Origin of the sequence: Pseudomonas sp. S3E17, assembly GCF_024168685.1 — a bacterium.
GTDB lineage: Bacteria > Pseudomonadota > Gammaproteobacteria > Pseudomonadales > Pseudomonadaceae > Aquipseudomonas > Aquipseudomonas marginalis.
Window position 1 is genome coordinate 5,754,551 of record NZ_JALJWE010000001.1, and the last position, 22,936, is coordinate 5,777,486.

At 60.2% G+C, this 22,936-nt stretch carries 26 protein-coding genes; 15 read left to right on the forward strand and 11 right to left on the reverse strand.

Annotation, left to right across the window (positions count from 1 at the left end; translation table 11 throughout):
- Positions 1–76: 76 nt before the first annotated feature.
- Genes J3D60_RS26005 through tldD form a run of 3 tightly spaced genes read left to right on the forward strand, consistent with a single transcriptional unit; the run spans position 77 to position 6,248 of the window.
- Complete coding sequence (locus J3D60_RS26005; protein WP_253493302.1) at positions 77–3,892, forward strand: YhdP family protein; 3,816 nt, start codon at positions 77–79, stop codon at positions 3,890–3,892.
- Between the two features lie 48 nt (positions 3,893–3,940).
- A complete protein-coding gene (locus J3D60_RS26010) occupies positions 3,941–4,789 on the forward strand; it encodes a carbon-nitrogen hydrolase family protein (protein WP_065938525.1) in 849 nt (282 codons plus the stop codon).
- A gap of 16 nt (positions 4,790–4,805) precedes the next feature.
- Positions 4,806–6,248, forward strand: a complete 1,443-nt coding sequence (tldD, locus tag J3D60_RS26015) for a metalloprotease TldD (protein WP_027604822.1) — start codon at positions 4,806–4,808, stop codon at positions 6,246–6,248.
- A 45-nt stretch (positions 6,249–6,293) separates the two neighbouring features.
- On the opposite strand, the gene yjgA is transcribed toward tldD, so the two are convergent.
- Complete coding sequence (yjgA, locus tag J3D60_RS26020) at positions 6,294–6,815, reverse strand: ribosome biogenesis factor YjgA (RefSeq protein ID WP_017138246.1); 522 nt, start codon at positions 6,813–6,815, stop codon at positions 6,294–6,296.
- Positions 6,816–6,923: 108 nt separating this feature from the next.
- Here yjgA and pmbA point away from each other — a divergent pair, with 108 nt between their 5' ends.
- The 6 genes from pmbA to J3D60_RS26050 all read left to right on the forward strand — a co-directional run bounded on the left by pmbA (position 6,924) and on the right by J3D60_RS26050 (position 12,178).
- Complete coding sequence (pmbA, locus tag J3D60_RS26025) at positions 6,924–8,270, forward strand: metalloprotease PmbA (RefSeq protein WP_253493303.1); 1,347 nt, start codon at positions 6,924–6,926, stop codon at positions 8,268–8,270.
- A 147-nt stretch (positions 8,271–8,417) separates the two neighbouring features.
- Positions 8,418–8,813, forward strand: coding sequence for a FagA protein (locus J3D60_RS26030; RefSeq protein WP_065938527.1), 396 nt, complete (start codon positions 8,418–8,420; stop codon positions 8,811–8,813).
- Positions 8,806–10,182 carry a lyase family protein gene (locus J3D60_RS26035; RefSeq protein WP_065938528.1) on the forward strand — a complete coding sequence of 459 codons (1,377 nt, stop codon included), beginning with the start codon at positions 8,806–8,808 and terminating at the stop codon, positions 10,180–10,182. Before J3D60_RS26030 ends, J3D60_RS26035 begins: the two co-directional genes overlap by 8 nt.
- A 27-nt stretch (positions 10,183–10,209) precedes the next feature.
- Positions 10,210–10,638 (forward strand): hypothetical protein, encoded by a 429-nt coding sequence (locus J3D60_RS26040; protein WP_027604818.1) that lies wholly within the window; start codon positions 10,210–10,212, stop codon positions 10,636–10,638.
- A gap of 1 nt (position 10,639) precedes the next feature.
- Positions 10,640–11,251, forward strand: coding sequence for a superoxide dismutase (locus J3D60_RS26045; RefSeq protein ID WP_027604817.1), 612 nt, complete (start codon positions 10,640–10,642; stop codon positions 11,249–11,251).
- Between the two features lie 33 nt (positions 11,252–11,284).
- A complete protein-coding gene (locus J3D60_RS26050; protein WP_253493305.1) occupies positions 11,285–12,178 on the forward strand; it encodes a ZIP family metal transporter in 894 nt (297 codons plus the stop codon).
- 23 nt (positions 12,179–12,201) lie between these two features.
- Here J3D60_RS26050 and J3D60_RS26055 read toward each other — a convergent pair whose 3' ends face one another.
- The 10 genes from J3D60_RS26055 to J3D60_RS26100 form a co-directional block, all read right to left on the reverse strand.
- Positions 12,202–12,474, reverse strand: a complete 273-nt coding sequence (locus J3D60_RS26055; RefSeq protein ID WP_027604815.1) for an HPr family phosphocarrier protein — start codon at positions 12,472–12,474, stop codon at positions 12,202–12,204.
- Between the two features lie 16 nt (positions 12,475–12,490).
- Complete coding sequence (gene rapZ, locus J3D60_RS26060) at positions 12,491–13,348, reverse strand: RNase adapter RapZ (RefSeq protein WP_027604814.1); 858 nt, start codon at positions 13,346–13,348, stop codon at positions 12,491–12,493.
- Positions 13,349–13,350: 2 nt separating this feature from the next.
- On the reverse strand, positions 13,351–13,815 hold the full coding sequence (gene ptsN / locus J3D60_RS26065) for a PTS IIA-like nitrogen regulatory protein PtsN (RefSeq protein ID WP_027604813.1): 465 nt from the start codon (positions 13,813–13,815) through the stop codon (positions 13,351–13,353).
- 10 nt (positions 13,816–13,825) lie between these two features.
- A complete protein-coding gene (gene raiA / locus J3D60_RS26070; RefSeq protein WP_003171804.1) occupies positions 13,826–14,131 on the reverse strand; it encodes a ribosome-associated translation inhibitor RaiA in 306 nt (101 codons plus the stop codon).
- Between the two features lie 75 nt (positions 14,132–14,206).
- Positions 14,207–15,700 carry an RNA polymerase factor sigma-54 gene (locus J3D60_RS26075; protein ID WP_065938529.1) on the reverse strand — a complete coding sequence of 498 codons (1,494 nt, stop codon included), beginning with the start codon at positions 15,698–15,700 and terminating at the stop codon, positions 14,207–14,209.
- A gap of 197 nt (positions 15,701–15,897) precedes the next feature.
- On the reverse strand, positions 15,898–16,623 hold the full coding sequence (gene lptB / locus J3D60_RS26080; protein ID WP_016974288.1) for an LPS export ABC transporter ATP-binding protein: 726 nt from the start codon (positions 16,621–16,623) through the stop codon (positions 15,898–15,900).
- Positions 16,623–17,156, reverse strand: coding sequence for a lipopolysaccharide transport periplasmic protein LptA (gene lptA, locus J3D60_RS26085; protein WP_065938530.1), 534 nt, complete (start codon positions 17,154–17,156; stop codon positions 16,623–16,625). The genes lptB and lptA overlap by 1 nt, the downstream gene beginning before the upstream one ends.
- Positions 17,143–17,715, reverse strand: coding sequence for an LPS export ABC transporter periplasmic protein LptC (lptC, locus tag J3D60_RS26090; RefSeq protein ID WP_065938531.1), 573 nt, complete (start codon positions 17,713–17,715; stop codon positions 17,143–17,145). Before lptC ends, lptA begins: the two co-directional genes overlap by 14 nt.
- Positions 17,716–17,723: 8 nt before the next feature.
- Complete coding sequence (locus J3D60_RS26095; protein ID WP_027604807.1) at positions 17,724–18,248, reverse strand: HAD family hydrolase; 525 nt, start codon at positions 18,246–18,248, stop codon at positions 17,724–17,726.
- A complete protein-coding gene (locus tag J3D60_RS26100; protein WP_065938532.1) occupies positions 18,249–19,223 on the reverse strand; it encodes a KpsF/GutQ family sugar-phosphate isomerase in 975 nt (324 codons plus the stop codon).
- Between the two features lie 311 nt (positions 19,224–19,534).
- Between J3D60_RS26100 and J3D60_RS26105 the strand changes: the two genes are divergently transcribed.
- From J3D60_RS26105 to J3D60_RS26130, 6 genes are all read left to right on the forward strand, one after another.
- Entirely contained in the window at positions 19,535–20,344 is an 810-nt protein-coding gene (locus J3D60_RS26105) for an ATP-binding cassette domain-containing protein (protein ID WP_003171811.1), read from the forward strand.
- Entirely contained in the window at positions 20,344–21,141 is a 798-nt protein-coding gene (gene mlaE / locus J3D60_RS26110) for a lipid asymmetry maintenance ABC transporter permease subunit MlaE (RefSeq protein ID WP_065938534.1), read from the forward strand. Before J3D60_RS26105 ends, mlaE begins: the two co-directional genes overlap by 1 nt.
- On the forward strand, positions 21,141–21,608 hold the full coding sequence (gene mlaD, locus J3D60_RS26115; protein ID WP_003171814.1) for an outer membrane lipid asymmetry maintenance protein MlaD: 468 nt from the start codon (positions 21,141–21,143) through the stop codon (positions 21,606–21,608). Before mlaE ends, mlaD begins: the two co-directional genes overlap by 1 nt.
- An 11-nt stretch (positions 21,609–21,619) precedes the next feature.
- Positions 21,620–22,267, forward strand: coding sequence for a phospholipid-binding protein MlaC (locus J3D60_RS26120; protein WP_065938535.1), 648 nt, complete (start codon positions 21,620–21,622; stop codon positions 22,265–22,267).
- Positions 22,264–22,569, forward strand: coding sequence for a lipid asymmetry maintenance protein MlaB (locus tag J3D60_RS26125; RefSeq protein ID WP_065938536.1), 306 nt, complete (start codon positions 22,264–22,266; stop codon positions 22,567–22,569). The genes J3D60_RS26120 and J3D60_RS26125 overlap by 4 nt, the downstream gene beginning before the upstream one ends.
- A 114-nt stretch (positions 22,570–22,683) precedes the next feature.
- Complete coding sequence (locus J3D60_RS26130) at positions 22,684–22,923, forward strand: BolA family protein (RefSeq protein WP_027604803.1); 240 nt, start codon at positions 22,684–22,686, stop codon at positions 22,921–22,923.
- Positions 22,924–22,936: the final 13 nt, after the last annotated feature.

Genomic DNA, 22,936 nt, shown 5'->3' on the forward strand with positions numbered 1-22,936 from the left:
TCCCCATTCGCTTTCTTTTTACGCGACTCGCAGACCTTGATCTGCAGTCCGACTACTGCCTTGAGGGTCGCCTGACATGGAGCGTCTGACACGCTTTTTTGCCGCTTTGACCCGTTGGGGCCTTGGGCTGTGCGCCTTGCTGCTGGTGTTGGCGGCGGTGTACGTGAGCCTGGGGCGCGAATTGACCCCGCTGGTGGCCGAATACCGCGCGGAAATCGAAGCCAAGGCCCAGGCTGCGGTGGACATGCCTGTGCACATCGGCAGCCTTGAAGGCCGCTGGAGCGGTTTTGCGCCGGTGTTGCTGGCCCACGACGTAATGGTCGGCGAGGGCAGCAGTGCCTTGCGCCTGGACCAGGTCGAAGTGGTGCCGGACATGTGGGCCAGCCTGATGGCGCGCGAAGTGCGTATTGCGCACCTGGAAGTCAATGGCCTGCAACTGAGCGCCAAGGAAGACAAGGACGGCCATTGGGCGCTGCAAGGCTTGCCGATACAGGGCGACCAGCCGCTGGACCCGGAGCAATTGCTCAGGCGCATGCAGATGGTCAAGCGCGTATCGCTGCTCGACAGCCAGGTCACCCTGCAACCGTTCGACCAGGCGCCGCTGACCCTGACGTATGTGGGCTTGAGCCTGCACACGGGCGTCACCCGCCAGCGCCTGGACGCCCGCCTGACCTTGCCCGACGGCCAGCCCCTTGCCCTGAGCCTGCGCAGCCGCATTCGCGCGAGCCAGTGGAAGGACGCTGAAATCGAGGCCTACCTGAGCCTGCCGCAGAGCGACTGGGCCAAGTGGATCCCCGCCAGGCTGACCCAGCAGTGGAAACTCACGCAGTTCAAGGCCGGCGGTGAGTTCTGGCTGAACTGGGGTAAAGGCACGGTGCAAAGTGCGGTCGTGCGCCTCAACTCGCCGCAGGTGAAGGGCAGCTACGCCGAACGCAAGCCGGTCCATATCGAAAACCTTGCACTCACGGCCTATCTGCAACGCAGTGATACCGGCTTGAAGGTGTTGTTCGATTCCCTGGCGATGAACCTGGGCGAGACCCGATGGGAATCGCGCCTGCAATTGCAGCAGACCCTGGCGACCGACACGGCCCTGGAAGCCTGGAAGCTGCAGGCTGACCGCCTTGACCTGACCCCCATCACACCGTTGCTCAACGCCCTGGCGCCGCTGCCGGAAGGCGTCGCCAAGACCGTCGAGCACCTGAAGGCCACCGGTCTATTGCGCAATGTACTGGTGGATTTCCGTCCTCAAGACACCACCGATCAAAAAGTCAGCTTTGCCGCCAACCTGGAGCGGGTCGGGTTTGACGCCTACTTCGGTGCGCCGGCCGCACGCAATGTTTCCGGCAGCATCAGCGGCGACCTGGGCCAGGGCGAGTTGCGCATGGACAGCAAGGATTTTTCCCTGCACCTCGATCCGATCTTCGCCAAGCCCTGGCAATACCTCCAGGCCAATGCACGCCTGACGTGGAAGCTGGATAAACAAGGCTTCACGCTGATTGCCCCGTATATCAAGGTGCTGGGGGAAGAGGGCAAGATCGCTGCCGATTTCCTGATTCGCCTGCATTTCGACCACAGCCAGGAAGACTATATGGACCTGCGGGTCGGTATGGTCGATGGCGATGGACGGTTTACCCCTAAATACCTGCCGGCCGTACTGAGCCCCGCGTTGGATGAGTGGCTGCGCACGGCAATTCTCAAGGGCGCGGTGGACCAGGGGTTCTTCCAGTACCAGGGCTCGCTGAACCACGATGCGTTGCCCGCCGCGCGCAATATCAGTCTGTTCTTCAAGGTGCATGACGCCGAACTGGCGTTCCAGCCGGGTTGGCCCCATGTGAACAAGGTCAATGGCGAAGTGTTTGTCGAAGAGACGGGCGTACGCATCCTGGCGAGCAAGGGGCAGTTGCTCGACACCAAGGTCAAGGACGTCTACGTCAATATTCCCCACGCTCCGTCCGGCAAGGAAAGCCATCTGCTGCTTACCGGTGGTTTTGCCGGTGGCCTGGGCGATGGGCTGAAGATTCTCCAGGAAGCGCCAATCGGTACGGCCTCCACCTTCGCCGGCTGGAAAGGCGAAGGAGACCTGCAGGGCTCGCTGGATCTGGACGTTCCGCTGGTCAAGGGCATCGAGCCCAGGATCGTGGTGGATTTCCAGACTGACAAGGCACGCCTGCAATTGGCGGAACCGCCCCTGGACCTGACGCAGCTCAAGGGCAATTTCCGTTTCGACAGCGCCAAGGGCTTGAGCGGCGAAAAGATTACCGCCCAGGCATTTGACCGGCCGATCACCGCGCAGATCTTTGCCGATGGCAAGCCGGGCAATATCAGCACCCGTGTCGCCGCCAAGGGGCAGGTGACGGTCAAGCGTCTGACGGATTGGTTGAAAGTCAGTCAGCCGTTGCCGGTGTCCGGTGATCTTTCGTATCAGTTGCAGCTCAATCTGGATGGTGCCGACAGCCAACTGATGGTCAGCTCCAACCTCAAGGGCGTTGCGGTGGACTTGCCGGCGCCGTTCGGCATGCCGGCCAGCCAGGGGCGTGACAGCGTATTCCGCATGACCTTGCAGGGGGCTGAGCGCCGCTATTGGTTTGATTACGGTGAGTTGGCCAACTTCACCTTTGCCGCGCCGCCGGACAAGCTCAATGACGGCCGTGGCGAGTTGTTCCTCGGCGATGGTGATGCCGTGCTGCCAGGCGCCAAGGGTTTGCGCATCCGTGGCGTGCTCTCGGAGCTGGATATCGATCCGTGGAAAAAACTGGTGAACCAGTATGCTGGCAATGACCCAGGTGGCAGTGCCAAGCAGCTGCTGAGCGGTGCCGAATTCAAGATTGGCAAGCTCACCGGCCTGGGCACCCAGTTCGATCAGGTCAACCTGCAGCTGGATCGCAAGCCCGCTGCCTGGGGTTTACGCTTTGACAGCCAGCAAGCCAAGGGGGCCGTGAACCTGCCGGATGCCAAGGGCGCGCCGATTGCGGTCAACCTGCAATACGTGAAGCTGCCGGCGGTGGACCCGACGGTACAGGCTGATGAAAATGCACCGGACCCGTTGGCCAGTATCGATCCCAAGGATATTCCGGCGTTGGATATCGCCATTGACCAGCTGTTCCAGGGGCCGGACCTGATTGGCGCCTGGTCACTCAAGATCCGGCCAACGGCCAAAGGCCTGGCCTTCAATACGCTGGACCTGGGCCTCAAGGGTATGCAACTCAAGGGCGCCGGCGGATGGGAAGGTGTTTCGGGTGACAGCAGCAGTTGGTACAAGGGGCGCCTGGATGGCAAGAACATCGCCGACGTACTCAAAGGCTGGGGCTATGCGCCCACGGTCACCAGTGAGGATTTCCACCTGGATGTAGATGGGCGGTGGCCGGGTTCGCCGGCCTGGGTCGGGCCTAAACGTTTCTCCGGCAGCCTGGATGCGACGTTCCGTAAAGGTCAGTTTGTCGAGGTGGAAGGTGGTGCCCAGGCGCTGCGGGTATTTGGCCTGCTCAACTTCAACTCCATCGGACGCCGCCTGCGCCTGGACTTCTCCGACCTGCTGGGCAAAGGCTTGAGTTATGACCGGGTCAAGGGCCAATTGGTCGCCAGCAATGGCGTGTTCGTGACGCGCGAGCCGATCACCATGACCGGCCCGTCGAGCAACCTGGAGCTCAATGGCACCCTGGACCTGGTGGCTGACCGTGTCGATGCCAAGTTGCTGGTGACCTTGCCGGTGACCAACAACCTGCCGATTGCCGCGCTGATCGTGGGCGCGCCGGCGATTGGTGGCGCACTGTTCCTGATCGACAAGCTGATCGGTGACCGTGTTTCGCGTTTCGCCAGCGTGCAATACAAGGTGGAAGGCCCATGGAAGGATCCAAAAATCACCTTCGACAAGCCCTTTGAAAAACCAAACTGAGAGCCTGTGGAGTAGCATGGCCCCATGCCTTTTACGGAGTATCGGCCCATGTCCTTTGCAGTAATCCAAATGGTCAGTCAGAGCGATGTGCTGGCCAACCTGGTCCAGGCCCGGCGCTTGTTGGAGCAAGCGGCGGCCGGCGGTGCGAAGCTGGCGGTGCTGCCGGAAAACTTTGCCGCCATGGGCCGCCGCGACGTGGCGGATATCGGCCGCGCCGAGGCGCTGGGTGAAGGTCCGATCCTGCCATGGTTGAAACAGACCGCCCGCGACCTCACCTTATGGATAGTGGCTGGCACGCTGCCGTTGCCGCCCAAGGATCAACCGCACGCCAAATCCAATGCCTGCTCGCTGCTGGTCGATGATCGCGGCGAAGTCGTCGCCCGTTACGACAAGCTGCATTTGTTTGATGTGGACGTGGCGGACGCCCGGGGTCGCTATCGGGAGTCCGATGACTATGCTTTCGGGAGTAACGTGGTGGTGGCGGATACGCCGGTCGGCCGTTTGGGCCTGACGGTGTGCTACGACTTGCGCTTCCCCGAGCTGTACAGCGAGCTGCGCGCGGCGGGGGCTGAATTGATTACCGCGCCCTCGGCCTTTACCGCCGTGACCGGTGCCGCCCACTGGGATGTGCTGATTCGTGCACGGGCCATCGAAACCCAGTGTTACCTGCTGGCGGCCGCCCAGGGCGGTGTGCATCCAGGGCCACGGGAAACCTATGGTCATGCGGCGATCGTCGACCCATGGGGTCGCGTGCTGACCCAACAGGATCAAGGCGAAGCGGTGTTGCTGGCCGAACGCGATAGCAGTGAACAGGCGTCGATACGGGCGCGCATGCCGGTGGTCAACCATCGGCGCTTTTTCTCGCAGGGCGCACAGCGGCCTGCTTCAGAACGATGAATTTAAGGCCAAACCTATGAGCGAGTTGTTGTCCTCAGTCAGTGAACACCTCCTGGCACCCGGTGGCGTGACCATCGAAAGCTTGCAAACCGTGCTCGGCGATCTGGCCGGGCCAGGCATCGATGCCGCCGACCTGTATTTCCAGGGGCAGATCTCCGAGTCCTGGGCCCTGGAAGATGGCATCGTCAAGGAAGGCAGTTTCAATCTTGACCAAGGTGTAGGCGTTCGTGCGCAATCCGGGGAAAAGACCGGTTTTGCCTACAGTAACGCGATCACCCTGGAGGCGTTGGGCCTGGCCGCACGTGCCGCGCGTTCGATCTCCCGTGCCGGTCAACATGGCACGGTACAGGCGTTCAGTACCCAGGACGTGGCGCAGTTGTATGCGCCGGACAACCCCCTGGAAGTGATCAGCCGAGCGGAAAAGGTCGAGTTGCTCAAGCGTATCGATGCGGCCACCCGCGCCCTGGACCCGCGTATCCAGCAGGTCTCCGTGAGCATGGCCGGTGTGTGGGAACGCATCCTGGTGGCGTCCACCGACGGGGGGCTGGCGGCGGACGTACGGCCGCTGGTGCGTTTCAATGTCAGCGTGATCGTCGAGCAGAACGGCCGCCGCGAGCGTGGCGGCCACGGCGGCGGCGGGCGTACCGACTACCGTTACTTCCTCACCGACGACCGTGCCATGGGCTATGCCCGTGAGGCTCTGCGCCAGGCGTTGGTGAACCTGGAAGCCATTCCTGCGCCGGCCGGCACGCTGCCGGTGGTGTTGGGCCCGGGCTGGTCCGGCGTATTGCTGCACGAAGCCGTGGGCCATGGCCTGGAAGGCGATTTCAACCGCAAGGGCAGTTCCGCCTACAGCGGGCGCATGGGCGAGATGGTTGCGTCCAAGCTGTGCACCATTGTCGATGATGGCACCCTGGCCGGTCGCCGCGGCTCGCTGAGCGTCGATGATGAAGGCACGCCGACCGAATGCACCACCTTGATTGAAAACGGTGTGCTCAAGGGCTACATGCAGGACAAGCTCAATGCCCGCCTGATGGGCGTGGCGCGCACCGGTAATGGCCGTCGCGAATCTTATGCGCACCTGCCGATGCCCCGCATGACCAACACCTACATGCTCGGTGGCGAAAGTGACCCGGCGGAGATCATCGCCTCGGTGAAACGCGGTATCTACTGCGCCAACCTCGGCGGCGGCCAGGTGGATATCACCAGCGGCAAGTTCGTGTTTTCTACCAGCGAGGCATACCTGATCGAAGACGGCAGGATTACCGCGCCGGTCAAAGGGGCAACGTTGATTGGCAATGGCCCGGAAGCCATGAGCAAGGTGTCGATGGTCGGCAACGACCTGGCCCTGGACAGTGGTGTGGGCATGTGCGGGAAGGATGGGCAGTCGGTGCCGGTAGGGGTCGGCCAGCCAACGCTGAAAATTGATGCGATCACCGTGGGTGGCACGGGGTCGTAAGGGGTGGAGCTTCGGGTGGCGAAGACCGCCACCCGGGGAAGGGCATCAACGCAGGCCGCGTTGAGTCTCGTCCAGCTCACGGATGTATTTGAAAATTTTACGGCTGGTGGCCGGCGCCTTGTTATGCGCCTGCTCGTGCTGGGCCTGACGGATCAGGGAGCGCAGTTGCTGGCGGTCCGCGTCCGGGTAGTCCAGCACGAATTTCTCCAGCACCGCGTCATCGCCCGAGATCAGGCGGTCACGCCAACGTTCCAGGTTGTGGAAACGTTCGTTGTACTGGCGAGTGGAGGCATCGGTTTGATCAAGCAAGGCGAGAATGGCGTCAGTGTCCTGATCGCGCATCAGCTTGCCGATAAACATGATGTGCCGTTTACGCGCGATATTCGCGGTGTGCTTGGGTGCGTCCGCAAGCGCCCGGCGCATCTCGTCGGTCAGTGGCAGTTTTGCAATCAAGTCTTTCTTGAGCGTTGTAAGGCGCTCGCCCAGGTCAACCAGAGCATGCAGCTCACGTTTGACCTGGGTTTTGCTTTTCTCCCCATCGAGGGAGTCGTCGTAAGAATCAACCATGGTGGCAGTCCGCAAAGAAACGCCGCCATGATAACCAGTCGGGGGCCGCTTGTCCGGCCCGGTCGCTCGATGGCCTTAGCCGAAAGCAGAATTTGAGTGGAGAAAACCATGAGTGCAGCCCAAAGCGTCGGTCCGCAAGCGTTACCGGCCCTGCAGGAACAAGTCGAGCAGATCCTTGCCGAGGCCAAGCGCCAGGGGGCCAGTGCCTGTGAAGTGGCGGTGTCGCTGGAGCAGGGGTTGTCGACGTCGGTACGTCAACGGGAAGTGGAAACCGTCGAATTCAACCGTGACCAGGGCTTTGGCATCACCTTGTATGTGGGGCAGCGCAAAGGTTCGGCCAGTACGTCGGCCAGCGGCCCGGAGGCCATACGCGAAACGGTTGCCGCCGCGTTGGCGATTGCCCAGCACACTTCCGAGGATGAAAGCTCGGGCTTGGCCGATAAGGCGCTGATGGCCAAGGACTTGAAGGATTTCGATCTGTTCCATGCCTGGGACATCACGCCCGAGCGGGCCATCGAGCTGGCGCTGACCTGCGAAGCGGCGGCGTTCGATGCCGATACCCGCATCAAGAACGCCGATGGCACCACGTTGAACACGCATCAGGGCTGCCGCGTATATGGCAACAGCCACGGGTTTATCGGCGGGTATGCGTCCACGCGCCATAGCCTGAGCTGCGTGATGATCGCCGAGGCCAATGGCCAGATGCAGCGTGATTACTGGTACGACGTAAGTCGGCAGGGCGAATTGCTCGCAGACCCTGCCAGCATTGGTCAGCGTGCCGCACAACGTGCCGCGAGCCGCCTGGGCGCGCGCCCGGTGCCGACCTGTGAAGTGCCTGTACTGTTTTCGGCGGAGCTGGCAGGCGGTTTGTTCGGCAGTTTCCTGAGTGCCATTTCCGGCGGCAACCTGTATCGCAAGTCGTCGTTCCTTGAAGGGGCGATTGGCCAGACGTTGTTTCCCGAGTGGCTGACCATCGATGAGCGTCCGCACTTGATGCGGGCCATGGGCAGTGCGGCGTTCGATGGGGACGGTTTGGCCACGTATGCCAAGCCGTTCGTCGAAAACGGTGAGCTGGTGTCTTACGTACTCGGCACTTACTCAGGCCGCAAACTCGGCCTGCCAAGCACTGCCAACGCCGGTGGCGTGCATAACCTGTTCGTGACCCATGGCGACGAAGACCAGGCGGCGCTGTTGCGTCGCATGGGACGTGGCCTGCTGGTAACCGAATTGATGGGCCATGGCCTGAACATGGTCACTGGGGATTATTCCCGTGGCGCGGCGGGCTTCTGGGTGGAAAACGGTGAGATTCAGTTTGCCGTCCAGGAAGTGACCATCGCCGGCAACATGCGCGATATGTTCAAGCAGATCGTTGCCGTGGGAAATGACCTGGAACTGCGCAGCAATATTCGCACAGGCTCGGTGCTGATCGAGCGGATGACTGTCGCAGGCAGCTAATCCCGCTACAGCGGCACAAAAAGGCGCGCCCTCTTACGGAGGGCGCGCCTTTTTTGTGGGCGTGTTTCAGGGGGATTGAGGTGCTGCTCTTGTTTTGATTCTCAATATCATTTAATAATAAATATCATTACCGGATGAGTGTGGATCATGAGTTCTGTCCTGCATGAGGATCCTTACCTGGAAAGCTGGCGCTGGATGAGTCGCCAGATTCGCTGTGGTCTGGATCCCAATGAGCCTCGCCTGATCGAACATTACCTCAACGAGGGCCGATACCTGGCGTGTTGCACCGCGACCCATCCGTGGACCATCGCTGAAACCTCATTCCGCCTGCTGATCGACACCGCCAGCGATATTGCACTGCCGTGGCATTGGCGATCCCTGTGTCTGGATCAAGCCTGGCGCCCACTGCGCGACCTGGAAAAACTCGCTCACTGTGCCTGCCGCCTCAAGCGCTGGCAGACCTTTGCCTGGCAATTGGCGACCTGCGAATTGCTTCCCTCCATTTCCGTTTCTGACCTGGTGCAAGGATCTTCTGATGAGTAACACCCGTATCGAACGCGACAGCATGGGCGAACTGCAAGTCCCCGCCGAGGCCTTGTACGGTGCGCAGACCCAGCGCGCGGTGAACAACTTTCCGATCAGCCACCAACGTATGCCGGCGCAATTCATTCGCGCCCTGATCCTGGCCAAGGCGGCGGCTGCCAAGGTCAACGTCGACCTCAAGCAGATCAGTGAAGGGCAGGGCAAAGCCATCGTCGATGCCGCCCAAGGCTTGCTCGAAGGCGATTACATGCGGCACTTCCCGGTGGATATCTTCCAGACCGGTTCCGGCACCAGTTCGAATATGAATGCCAACGAAGTGATTGCGACGCTCGCCAGCCGCTTGCTCGGCGAAGCGGTCAATCCCAACGATCATGTGAACTGCGGCCAAAGCAGTAACGACATCATTCCCACCACCATCCACGTCAGTGCTGCGCTGGTGCTGCACGAGCAAACGCTGCCGGCCCTGCTGCACCTGGTGCAGGTGATCGAGCAGAAAGCCGAAGAGGTTCACCCATTCATCAAGACCGGCCGCACGCACCTGATGGACGCCATGCCAGTGCGCATGAGCCAGGTCCTCAATGGCTGGGCGCAGCAACTCAAGGCCAATATCGGTCACCTGCAGGATTTATTGCCGGCCCTGCAGGCTCTGGCCCAGGGCGGTACGGCGGTGGGCACCGGGATCAACGCACATCCGGAGTTTTCGGCGCGTTTCAGCCAGCAACTGAGCAGCCTGGCCGGCGTGAAATTCACGCCGGGCAGGAATCTGTTCGCGCTGATCGGCTCCCAGGACACTGCCGTCGCCGTCTCCGGCCAGTTGAAAGCCACCGCCGTGTCGCTGATGAAAATCGCCAATGACCTGCGCTGGATGAACTCCGGCCCGCTGGCCGGCCTGGGGGAAATCGAACTGGAGGGCCTGCAGCCGGGCTCCTCGATCATGCCAGGCAAGGTCAACCCAGTGATTCCTGAGGCTACGGCGATGGTGGCTGCGCAAGTCATCGGCAATGACACGGTGATCACCGTCGCTGGCCAATCCGGCAATTTCGAGCTGAATGTGATGCTGCCGATCATTGCCCAGAACCTGCTCAGCAGCCTCGAGTTGCTGGCCAATTCCAGCCGTCTGCTGGCAGACAAGGCCATCGCCAGCTTCAAGGTCAACGAAGCCAAGCTCAAGGAAGCGCTGTCGCGCAACCCGATCCTGGTCACCGCACTCAACCCGATCATTGGTTACCAAAAGGCCGCTGAGATTGCCAAGAAGGCCTATCAGCAGGGCCGTCCGGTGATTGATGTGGCCCTTGAGCACACCGACCTGCCCCGTAGCCAACTGGAAGTCCTGTTGGATCCGGAAAAGCTCACGGCCGGCGGCGTGTAATCACCGACCCTGCTTTGGAGGCTCACCATGGAGCACTGGAAACGCACGATCGAACGCGCCAATCGCTGCTTTATGCAGGGCGAATTGGTTGACGCTCGCGAGGCCTATCTGCAAGCCCTGGCCCTGGCTCAAGTGTTGTTCGAGCGCTGGGCGAATGCCGACGAAGCAGTAGCGGCTTGCGTCATTTCCCATCACAACCTGGCGGATTTGCACCTGCGCCTGAATCAGCCCGAGGAAAGCGCCGAATACCTCTGCGCCATTCACCAGCGCTTGCTCCAGGCCATGCAGGACGTGCGCCTTAGCCCGCAGCTGCGGGAAGCGGCGCTGCGCCAGAGCAGCAAGACTTACGTCGAACTGTTGAATTTCATCAGCGATCACGGTGAGTACCCGCGCACCCATCGCTTACTGGGCGGTACTGCGGTGCAGCCGACCCCGTCTCAATACGGAGCACATTGATATGACCTACACCTTGCCTGCCTTGCCCTATGCCTACGATGCCCTGGAACCGCATATCGATGCGCAAACCATGGAGATTCACTACACCAAGCACCACCAGACCTACATCAATAACCTCAATGCAGCGGTCGAGGGCACCGAATTCGCGGGCTGGCCGGTGGAAAAACTGGTGTCCAGCGTGCAGCAGCTGCCGGAAAAACTGCGTGCGGCCGTCATCAACCAAGGCGGCGGCCATGCCAACCACTCGCTGTTCTGGGCGGTGATGTCGCCTAAAGGCGGCGGCAAGCCCGACGGCGCGTTGGGAAAAGCCGTTGAAGAGCAACTTGGCGGTTTCGACAGTTTCAAGGAGGCTTTCACCAAAGCCGCCTTGACCCGTTTCGGCAGCGGCTGGGCGTGGCTGAGCGTCACCCCGCAAAAGACGCTGATAGTGGAAAGCAGCGGCAACCAGGACAGCCCGTTGATGAATGGCAACACGCCGATCCTCGGCCTGGACGTCTGGGAGCATGCTTACTACCTGCGCTACCAGAACCGTCGGCCTGAATACATCAACGCCTTCTACAGTGTTATCAACTGGCCGGAAGTCGCCGCACGCTATCAGGCCGCGTTGGCCTGACATTCACTTCCATAACAAGATCTAAGGCCGACTATGGGCACTGAAACACTGGCGATCAGCAGCGTGCGAATGTTTCGTTATGCGTTTGGTTCGCTGCTGCTGTTGGCAGGTACTGCATTGCTGGTGGCCCACGGGCTGGCCTGGCTGGATCTGGCGCCGCGCATCATGCGCGCCCTGCAGGGCGGGGCGATTTGCGCGCTTGGCACGGCGCTCGGGGCGGTTCCGGTCTTGGTGATTCGGCGGATGCCGGTGGCGTTGAGCGACACCTTGTTGGGCTTCGGTGCCGGTGTAATGCTGGCGGCGACCGCGTTTTCGCTGGTCGTACCGGGTATTGCCGCTGCCGAAGCCCTTGGCCTTTCGCCCTGGGGCGCAGGCGGGCTGATCAGCTTCGGCATCATGCTGGGGGCATTCGGTTTGTATCTGGTGGACCGCAAGGTCTCCGGCGCCAGCCCGGAGATGTTGGTGGGTACACCGGATAAACCGGTGATTCCACCGCGCATCTGGCTGTTCGTGTTTGCCATCATCGCCCACAACATCCCCGAAGGCATGGCCGTTGGCGTCTCAGCCGGCGGCGGCATGCCGGATGCCGACAGCTTGGCCATGGGCATTGCTTTGCAGGATGTGCCCGAAGGCCTGGTCATTGCGCTGGTATTGGCCGGGGCAGGGATGTCCCGGGTCAGGGCATTCCTGATTGGCGCTGCCTCAGGCTTGGTGGAGCCGGTGTTCGCCGTGCTTTGCGCCTGGCTGGTGACCCTGGCTGAGGTGCTGTTGCCCTTGGGCCTGGCGCTGGCCGCTGGTGCGATGTTGTTGGTGGTCACCCACGAAGTGATCCCGGAGTCGCGTCGCAATGGTCATGAAAAGCTCGCCAGCCTCGGGTTGTGCACGGGGTTCTGCTTGATGATGGTGATGGATACCGCCTTGGGGTGAAGCCTCAGCGGAGATAGGGGTTACTACTCACCCTCATCAAAGAAGTTGTTGATCAGCGCCACCAGGGCGTCCATGGCTTCCTGCTCTTGCTCGCCCTCGGTGCTCAAATGAATCTTGGTGCCTTTGCCGGCTGCCAACATCATCATCGCCATGATGCTTTTGCCATCGACCATGCTCTCAGGTGTACGCCCGGCGCGGATCTGGCAAGGGAACTGCCCGGCAATACCGACGAATTTGGCCGAGGCGCGGGCATGCAGACCCAGCTTGTTGATGATTTCAATTTCCAGAGCGGGCATCGCGGGGGTGTTCCTTTCAGCTAAGGTCGCGGTGGCGAACCTGGACGTTCTTGAGGGTTTGTTGCAGCACCTGGCCCAGGCGCTCGGTCAGGTAGACAGAGCGGTGGTGACCGCCGGTGCAGCCGATGGCAATGGTGACATAGGCTCGGTTGCTCGCGGCAAAGCGCGGCAACCATTTGAGCAGGTAGCTGGAAATGTCCTGGAACATCTCCTCCACATCCGGTTGCGCGGCCAGGTAATCGGCCACTGGCTGATCCAGCCCCGACTGGTCACGCAGTTCCGGCTTCCAATAAGGATTGGGCAGGCAGCGCACGTCGAACACCAGGTCGGCATCCACCGGCATGCCACGCTTGAAGCCAAAGGACTCGACCAGGAATGCCGTGCCGGGCTCCGGCTGGTTCAGCAGGCGTAGCTTGATGGCATCGCGCAACTGGTACAGGTTGAGGCTGGTGGTGTTGATCTTGAGGTCGGCGAGGTCAATGATCGGCCCGAGCAGTTTGGTTTCATCCTCGATGGCTTCGGCCAGGGAGCGGTGTGGGCTGCTGAGGGGGTGACGTCGGCGGGTCTCTGAGAAGCGCTTGAGCAGGGTTTCTTCGTCGGCGTCCAGATACAGCACATCGCAATGAATGTGCTTGGCGCGCACCTCTTCGAGCAATTCCGGAAAACGCGTGAGGTGGCTCGGCAGGTTGCGGGCGTCAATCGAAACGGCGACCAAGGGCTGGGCCAATTCGGTATGGATCAGTGCCCGTTCCGCCAATTCCGGGAGCAGGCCGGCGGGCAGGTTGTCGATGCAATAGAAGCCGTTGTCCTCAAGGACGTTGAGGGCGGTACTTTTACCCGAGCCGGAGCGGCCGCTGACGATGATCAAACGCATGATTACTGCCCGTTTTGTTCATCCAGGACAACTTGATACAGCGCCTCGTTGCTACTGGCACTGCGCAGTTTGTCGCGTACTTCCTTGCGGTCGAGCATGCTTGCGATCTGCCTAAGCAGTTCCAGGTGTGCGTCGGTGGCGGCCTGTGGGACCAGCAGAACAAACAGCAGGTCTACCGGGGCGCCGTCGATCGCGTCGAAATCGATAGGTGCGTCCAGGTGCAGCAGGGCGCTGACAGGTGTCTCGCAGCCTTTGAGGCGGCAGTGGGGAATGGCGATGCCGTTGCCAAAACCGGTGGAGCCGAGTTTTTCACGGGCAATCAGAGCCTCAAAGACATCTTGCATCTCCAGCTCAGGCACTTGGCTGCTGATCAGGTTGGCAATTTGTTCGAGGGCTTTCTTCTTACTGCCGCCCGGCACGTTCACGAGGGAACGGCCGGGGGTCAGGATGGTTTCAAGTCGGATCATGGGGGGAGAGTTAACGACCTGTACCTTGCATCAGGTGCAGATTCTTTTCCTTATGCTTTATGAGTTGGCGGTCCAGCTTGTCGTAGAGCGAGTCGATCGCCGCGTACATGTCTTCATGTTCCGCATTGGCAACGAGCTTGGCATTCGGCACGTGCAGGGTGGCCTCGATTTTCTGCTTGAGCTTGTCGACCTCCATGATGACCTGCACGTTGGTGATCTTGTCAAAGTGCCCCGCAAGCTTGTTCAGCTTGCTCTCGGTGTACTCGCGCAGGGGCTTGGTAACTTCCAGTTGGTGTCCACTGATGTTGACTTGCATACAGCTTCTCCTTCGTTGCCAGTGCATAAAGCGGCGGGTAGGAATACCCGCCACTGGAACGCTGTGGCCCGCCCGTCACATCAAACGCTTACGCTCGCTGGAAGGCGCGATCCCTAGGGACTCGCGGTACTTGGCGACGGTTCGACGGGCGACCTGAATGCCTTGTGCCTCCAGTAAACCAGCGATCTTGCTGTCACTCAACGGCTTTTTCTGATTTTCCGCAGCAACCAGTTTTTTGATGATTGCGCGGATCGCCGTGGACGAGCATTCGCCGCCTTCGGATGTGCTGACATGGCTGGAGAAAAAGTATTTCAGCTCATATATGCCCCGTGGGGTATGCATGAATTTTTGAGTGGTCACCCGGGAAATCGTCGATTCGTGCATGCCCACCGCTTCTGCGATGTCGTGCAGGACCAGCGGCTTCATCGCCTCGTCACCATATTCCAGGAAGCCGCGCTGATGCTCGACGATCTGGGTGGCCACTTTCATCAGGGTTTCGTTGCGGCTTTGCAGGCTCTTGATGAACCAACGCGCTTCCTGCAACTGGTTGCGCATGAAGGTGTTATCGGCACTGGTATCGGCACGGCGCACAAAACCGGCATATTGCGGGTTGACCCGTAGGCGCGGCACCGACTCCTGGTTCAGTTCCACCAACCAGCGCTCGTTGTCCTTGCGCACGATCACGTCGGGAACGACGTATTCGGCTTCGCTGGACTCGATCTGCGAGCCTGGACGCGGGTTGAGGCTTTGCACCAGCTCGATGACCTGGCGCAGGTCGTCTTCCTTGAGCTTCATGCGCCGCATCAACTGGCTGTAGTCGCGGCTGCCCAGCAAGTCGATGTAGTCGGTGACCAGGCGCTGGGCCTCTGCGAGCCAAGGGGTCTTGGCGGGCAGCTGGCGCAGTTGAAGCAGCAGGCATTCGCTCAGGGTGCGGGCACCAATGCCGGCGGGCTCGAATTGTTGGATGCGGTGCAGGACCGCTTCGATTTCGTCCAGCTCGATGTCCAGTTCCGGGTCGAAGGCCTCGAGAATCTCTTCGAGCGTCTCGTCCAGGTAACCCTGGTTATTGATGCAGTCGATCAGGGTCACGGCGATCAGGCGATCGGTGTCCGACATCGGCGCGAGGTTCAATTGCCACAGCAGATGGCTCTGCAGGCTCTCGCCGGCGGAAGTACGGGTGGTGAAGTCCCACTCGTCATCGTCATTGCTGGGCAGGCTGCTGGCGCTGGTCTGGTAGACGTCCTCCCAGGCGGTGTCCACCGGGAGTTCGTTGGGAATGCGTTCGTTCCAATCGCCTTCCTCAAGGTTATCCACCGTGGGGGCGGATTCCTGGTAGGAGGGTTCCTGTACGTCGGAATTGGGTTTTTGCTCGATGTTGTCGGCCAGTGGGTCTGCATTATCGAAGTCGTCGCCTTCTTCCTGGCGTTCGAGCATCGGATTGGACTCCAGGGCCTCCTGGATTTCCTGTTGCAGGTCCAGGGTCGACAATTGGAGCAGGCGGATGGCCTGTTGCAGCTGCGGTGTCATCGTCAGCTGCTGGCCCATTCTCAGGACTAGCGATGGTTTCATGGCAGGGGCTTAACACCTTATTCGCCGGCGCAATGCGCCATCCACGACAGGGCGCGTGAGCGCCAAACATAAGCAAATTATATGCCTGATATCGGGGGCTTTGCCTAGAGCGCGGTAACAATAAAAATCCGGAGGTTTTCATTGACTCCCGCGCATCGGGCAAACGACCTGCCACCGCCTTGTTGTTGCAGACGGCCTTACAGGCGGAACTCGTGACCCAGGTACACTTCCTTGACCAGTTCGTTGGCCAGGATGGTGGCAGAGTCGCCTTCGGCGATCAGCTGGCCATCGTTGACGATATACGCGGTTTCGCAGATATCGAGGGTCTCACGCACGTTGTGGTCAGTGATCAGTACACCGATGCCCTTGGCCTTGAGGTGGTGGATGATCTGCTTGATGTCGCCGACCGAGATGGGGTCGACGCCGGCAAACGGTTCGTCCAGCAGGATGAACTTGGGGGCAGTGGCCAGGGCGCGGGCGATTTCCACGCGACGACGCTCACCACCGGACAGGCTCATGCCAAGGTTGTCGCGAATGTGGTTGATGTGGAATTCCTGCAGCAGGCTTTCCAGTTCTTTGCGGCGGCCGTCACGGTCGAGTTCCTTGCGGGTTTCAAGGATGGCCATGATGTTGTCGGATACCGACAGCTTGCGGAAGATCGACGCTTCCTGCGGAAGATAGCCGATACCGGCACGGGCGCGGCCGTGCATTGGCTGGTGGCTCACATCCAGGTCGTCGATCAGTACGCGACCTTGGTCCGCCTGGACCAGGCCGACGATCATGTAGAAGCAGGTGGTCTTGCCGGCGCCGTTAGGGCCAAGCAAGCCGACGATCTGGCCGCTGTCGATCGACAGGCTGACGTCGCGCACGACCTGACGGCTTTTATAGGCCTTGGCCAGATGCTGGGCTTTCAGGGTTGCCATTACTCGGCCTTCTTCTTCGGCTGGATAACCATGTCGATGCGTGGGCGTGGCGCGGTGACCTTGCTGCCATTGGCACGACCGGCGTTGGCGATCTGCTTCACGGTGTCATAGGTGATCTTCTCGCCTTCCGTGGAGTTGCCATCGGGGCTGAGTACCTTGGCCTGGTCGATCAGCACGATGCGATTCTGCTGGGCGTGATACTGGATGGTCTTGCCGTAGCCCTTCATCGGGCCGGTGTCGGTAGCCGACTGCTTCTGTTCGAAGTAAGCCAGGTTGCCCACCGAAGTCACCACGTCGATATCGCCCGCCTGGGTGCGCGTCAGTGTCACCGTGTTGCCGGTGATCTTCATCGAGCCCTGGGTGATGATCACGCCGCCGGTATAGGTGGCCACGCCTTGCTTGTCATCCAGTTGCGCATCGTCAGCCGAGATGTGGATCGGTTGCTGGCTATCGTTCGGCAGAGCCCAGGCGCTCACGCTTCCCAGTGCTGCGCCCAGACTGAGCAAAATAGGGAGAGTTTTAACGAGCCTCATACTGTCCTCTTACGTTCGATAGCAGGTGTATCCTGCTTTCTTTCAAATACGCTTTCATTCCCTTGCCAGTCGATACACCGCCAGCGCCGTCGATTCTAACGTCTTGCTCGGTCTGCGCATATTGCTTCTGTGGGAATACGGTCATGCGACTGCTGGTAATCACGGTGTCACGGTTTTTGGCGTCAGTGCGCGCAACGCGTACCGAGTCAATCAGTTCTACCTCGGTGCCGTCCGGGTTCACCTCGCCACGCTTGCTCGTGACATGCCATGGGAACTCGGTGCCGCGGTACAGGTTCAGGTCCGGGTTGGTCAGCAGGGTGACTTCGGTGGCCTTCAAATGCTCGACTTTGTCCGAGGTCATTTCGTACTGCACCTTGCCGTCAGGCAGGAACTGCACGCTGTAGGCATTGGTTGCGTAATAGTCGATAGCCCCTTCGTCAACCTGCGCAACAGGCTGGTCGAGGAAGCGCCCCGGGCTGATATTCCAGTAGCCCACCGCGAGAAACAGCGCGGCAATGACTCCGAATAGCAGGAAGTTGCGAATCTTTTTACTCAGCATAAAACGCTCTATAGGTAGGCGGCGTGGGCCGCTTCAAGACTGCCCTGGGCTCGCAGGATCAGTTCACAGAACTCGCGGGCGGCACCTTCGCCGCCACGGGCGGTGGTGACGCCATGGGCGTGCTCGCGAACAAACGTCGCCGCATTGGCGACGGCCATGCCCAGGCCCACTCGGCGAATGACCGGCAAGTCGGGCAGATCATCGCCCAGATAGGCGACCTGCTCATAGCTTAGGTTGAGTTGGCCAAGAAGCTCGTCCAGAACCACCAGTTTATCCTCGCGGCCCTGATACAGGTGAGGAATACCGAGGTTTTGTGCGCGGCGTTCCACAACGGGGGTTTTTCTGCCGCTGATAATCGCCGTTTGCACGCCCGAAGCCATCAGCATCTTGATGCCCTGGCCGTCGAGGGTATTGAACGTCTTGAATTCGCTGCCGTCTTCGAGAAAGTACAGGCGGCCATCGGTCAGCACGCCGTCAACGTCGAAAATCGCCAGTTTGATGTGTTTACCGCGTTGCAACAGGTCGCTGGTCATTTACATCACTCCCGCACGCAGCAAGTCGTGCATGTTCAGGGCGCCAACCGGGTGGTCGTCGCTATCGACCACCACCAGTGCGCCGATCTTGTGGTCTTCCATGATCTTCAAAGCTTCGGCCGCCAGCATTTCAGGGCGTGCAGTCTTGCCATGGGGGGTCATCACGGCGTCGATGGTCGCGGTGCGGATATCGATGGTACGGTCCAGGGTGCGGCGCAGGTCACCGTCAGTGAATACCCCGGCCAGGCGCCCGTCGGCTTCCAGGATCACGGTCATGCCCAGGCCCTTGCGGGTCATTTCCATCAGCGCGTCCTTCAGCAGGGTGCCGCGCTGGACGTGGGGCAATTCCTCGCCCGAATGCATGACGTTTTCCACTTTCAGCAGCAGACGGCGGCCCAGGGCGCCACCCGGGTGGGAAAACGCGAAGTCTTCAGCGGTGAATCCACGGGCTTCCAGCAGCGCCACGGCCAGGGCGTCGCCCATGACCAGGGCGGCGGTGGTGGAGGAGGTCGGCGCCAGGTTCAGCGGGCAGGCCTCGTGGTCCACGTGAACATTCAGGTTCACGTCGGCGGCCTTGGCCAGCGTAGATTCCGGGTTGCCGGTGACGCTGATCATCTTGATGCCCAGGCGCTTGATCAGCGGCAGCAGGGTCACGATTTCGTTGGTGGTGCCGGAGTTGGACAGCGCCAGGATGATGTCATCCTTGGTGATCATGCCCATGTCGCCGTGGCTGGCTTCGGCCGGATGCACGAAAAATGCGGTGGTCCCGGTGCTGGCCAGGGTGGCGGCGATCTTGTTGCCGACGTGGCCTGACTTGCCCATGCCGACCACGACAACACGGCCCTTGCTGGCCAGGATCATCTCGCAGGCGCGTACGAAATCTGCGTCGATATGGGCCAGCAAGCCTTCTACGGCTTCAACTTCGAGGCGGATGGTGCGTTGTGCGGATTGAATAAGGTCGCTGGATTGGCTCATGTCTGAAGTCGTATAGCCTGACGAAAAGTCGGCGATTATAGCGGTAATGATCAATTCCCTCACGCAAGTTCGTCAGGCTTTATTCAACGAATGCCTGAGATCCATCCTCAGTAACATAGCCAGCAACGTTTTTTCCCTGTCCCTAAACTGAACTAGCGCAGTTCCGGCCTTGGGCGCCCTGTACCAGCAGTGATATAGTTCGCCGCCAGTTCGGTCCGCCCAGCCCATATGGCTATCTATATGCGTCACCGTTGCAAACGTTTGTCGCATGCATGGTGTCTGAGTGAGAGGCTGCATCCCAAGGAGTTTAGATGAGTGCCGATAACGCCTACGCGGTCGAGCTGAAGGGACTGACCTTCAAGCGCGGGACGCGCAGCATCTTCAATAACGTCGATATTCGCATTCCCCGCGGCAAGGTCACGGGCATCATGGGGCCGTCGGGTTGCGGCAAGACCACGCTGCTGCGTCTGATGGGCATGCAATTGCGCCCCAGCGCCGGTGAAGTATGGGTCAACGGCCAGAACCTGCCGACGCTGTCGCGCAGCGATCTGTTCGATGCGCGCAAGCATATGGGAGTGCTGTTCCAGAGCGGTGCGCTGTTTACCGACCTCGATGTGTTCGAGAACGTGGCGTTTCCGTTGCGGGTGCATACCCAGCTGTCCGATGAAATGATTCGTGACATTGTGTTGCTGAAATTGCAGGCCGTGGGCCTTCGCGGCGCCATCGACCTGATGCCCGACGAACTGTCCGGCGGCATGAAGCGCCGCGTGGCCCTGGCGCGTGCCATTGCCCTTGACCCGCAGATCCTCATGTACGACGAGCCCTTCGTCGGCCAGGATCCTATTGCCATGGGCGTGCTGGTACGCCTGATCCGTCTGCTTAACGATGCGCTGGGTATCACCAGCATCGTGGTCTCCCATGACCTTGCAGAAACCGCGAGCATTGCCGATTACCTTTATGTAGTCGGCGATGGCCAGGTGCTGGGGCAGGGTACGCCTGAAGAGCTAATGAACGCCGACAACCCGCGTATTCGCCAATTCATGACCGGCGATCCCGATGGCCCTGTGCCTTTTCATTTTCCGGCAGCGGATTACCGCTCAGACCTTCTGGGGAAGCGCTGATGCGCAAGACATCTCTCATCGAGAAGGTTCGCCTTTTCGGTCGATCCGGTATCGACATCGTCGAAGTGCTGGGCCGCTCGACGATTTTCCTGTTTCACGCGTTGCTCGGCCGCGGTGGCATTGGTGGCGGCTTCGGCCTGTTGATCAAGCAGCTGCACTCGGTGGGCGTGATGTCCCTGGTGATCATTGTGGTCTCCGGGGTGTTCATCGGGATGGTGCTGGCGTTGCAGGGCTTCAATATCCTGTCCAGCTACGGTTCGGAGCAGGCGGTGGGGCAGATGGTTGCCCTGACGCTGCTGCGTGAACTGGGGCCGGTCGTGACCGCGTTGCTGTTCGCCGGGCGTGCAGGTTCCGCGTTGACCGCCGAAATCGGCAACATGAAGTCCACCGAGCAGTTGTCCAGCCTGGAAATGATCGGCGTGGACCCGCTCAAGTACATTGTTGCCCCGCGCCTGTGGGCCGGCTTTATTTCCCTGCCATTGCTGGCGATGATCTTCAGCGTGGTTGGTATCTGGGGCGGCTCGTGGGTGGCGGTGGACTGGCTGGGGGTCTACGACGGCTCTTACTGGGCCAACATGCAAAACAGCGTGACCTTCAGCGGTGACGTGCTCAATGGCGTTATAAAGAGCATCGTCTTCGCCTTTGTAGTGACCTGGATCGCCGTATTCCAAGGCTATGACTGTGAGCCCACTTCAGAAGGGATCAGTCGCGCCACCACCAAGACCGTTGTGTACGCCTCGTTGGCAGTACTGGGCCTTGACTTCATTTTGACCGCCTTGATGTTTGGAGATTTCTGATGCAAAACCGCACTGTGGAAATCGGTGTCGGCCTTTTCTTGCTGGCTGGCATCCTGGCTTTACTGTTGCTGGCCCTGCGAGTCAGCGGCCTTTCGGCCAGCCCCACCGCCGATACTTATAAACTTTACGCGTACTTCGACAATATCGCCGGTTTGACTGTCAGAGCTAAAGTGACCATGGCCGGTGTGACCATCGGCAAGGTCACGGCAATCGATCTGGATCGCGACAGCTTCACCGGTCGAGTGACGATGCAACTGGACAAGAAGGTAGATAATCTGCCGACCGACTCCACTGCATCTATCCTCACTGCGGGCCTGCTGGGCGAGAAGTACATCGGTGTCAGTGTGGGCGGGGAAACAGCCCTGCTCAAGGATGGCTCGACCATCCACGACACGCAGTCGTCGCTGGTACTTGAAGACCTGATCGGTAAATTCCTGCTCAATACGGTCAATAAAGACGCCAAATGAGGAATCTGTACATGATCTCTACCTTGCGACGTGGCCTCCTGGTACTGCTGGCAGCGCTGCCGTTGATGGCCAACGCAGCGGGTTCTGCGCACGAACTGGTGCAGGACACTACCAACAAGATGTTGGCTGACCTGACTGCCAATAAAGAGCAGTACAAGCAAGACCCGAGCAAATTCTACGAGGCGCTGAACAGCATCGTGGGCCCGGTCGTCGATGCTGAAGGTATTTCGCGCAGCATCATGACGGTCAAATATTCGCGCAAGGCCACACCTGCGCAAATGCAAACGTTCCAGGAAAACTTCAAGCGCGGCCTGTTCCAGTTCTATGGCAACGCTTTGCTCGAGTACAACAATCAGGGCATTACCGTCGCTCCTGCCGGGGATGAGTCGGGCGACCGCACCAGCGTCAACATGAGCGTCAAGGGCAACAATGGTGCCGTCTACCCTGTGCAGTACACGCTGGAGAAGATCAATGGCGAGTGGAAACTGCGCAATGTGATCATCAACGGCATCAACATCGGCAAGCTGTTCCGTGATCAGTTCGCCGACGCCATGCAGCGCAATGGCAACGACCTGGACAAAACCATCAATGGTTGGGCCGGTGAGGTCGCCAAGGCCAAGGAAGAGACCGATAAAGCCGCTGGGAAACCTGCGCAATGACCGAGTCGGCTGTTCGTCTCGGCGACGCGGGCGAGCTGTTGCTCAGCGGCGTGCTGGATTACCGCACCGGGCCTGAGCTGCGCAAGCAGGGCCAGGCACTGATCCAGGCCAGCACGGCCCCTGCGCTGGTGCTGGATTGCTCGGCGGTAACCAAGTCCAGCAGTGTCGGCTTGTCGTTGCTGCTGTGTTTCATGCGTGATGCCGAAGCGGCCAAAAAGTCGGTCAGCATCCGTGCATTGCCCGAAGACATGCGTGAAATCGCCGAAGTTTCCGGTTTGACCGAGCTGTTGGCGCATCCTTAATACACATTATCGATAAAGCCCCCCGTCAGAGTCCTGCTATGCGGGGTTCGCAGGCGCGGGGCTTTTTTGTATGATGTGCGACCCGTGCGCACTGGGCGCCGATAGAGGTTGATCATGCAGGCCCTAGAAGTTAAGAGCTTTCTCGAAGGAAAGCTGCCGGATACGAACGTAGAAGTTGAAGGCGAAGGCTGCAACTTCCAGCTGAACGTGATTAGCGATGAACTGGCGGCACTCAGCCCGGTCAAGCGTCAGCAGCAGATCTATGCCCATTTGAACCCGTGGATCACCGATGGCAGCATCCACGCGGTCACTATGAAATTTTTCAGCCGCGCGGCCTGGGCCGAGCGCACCTGAGCCCCCAAGGCGT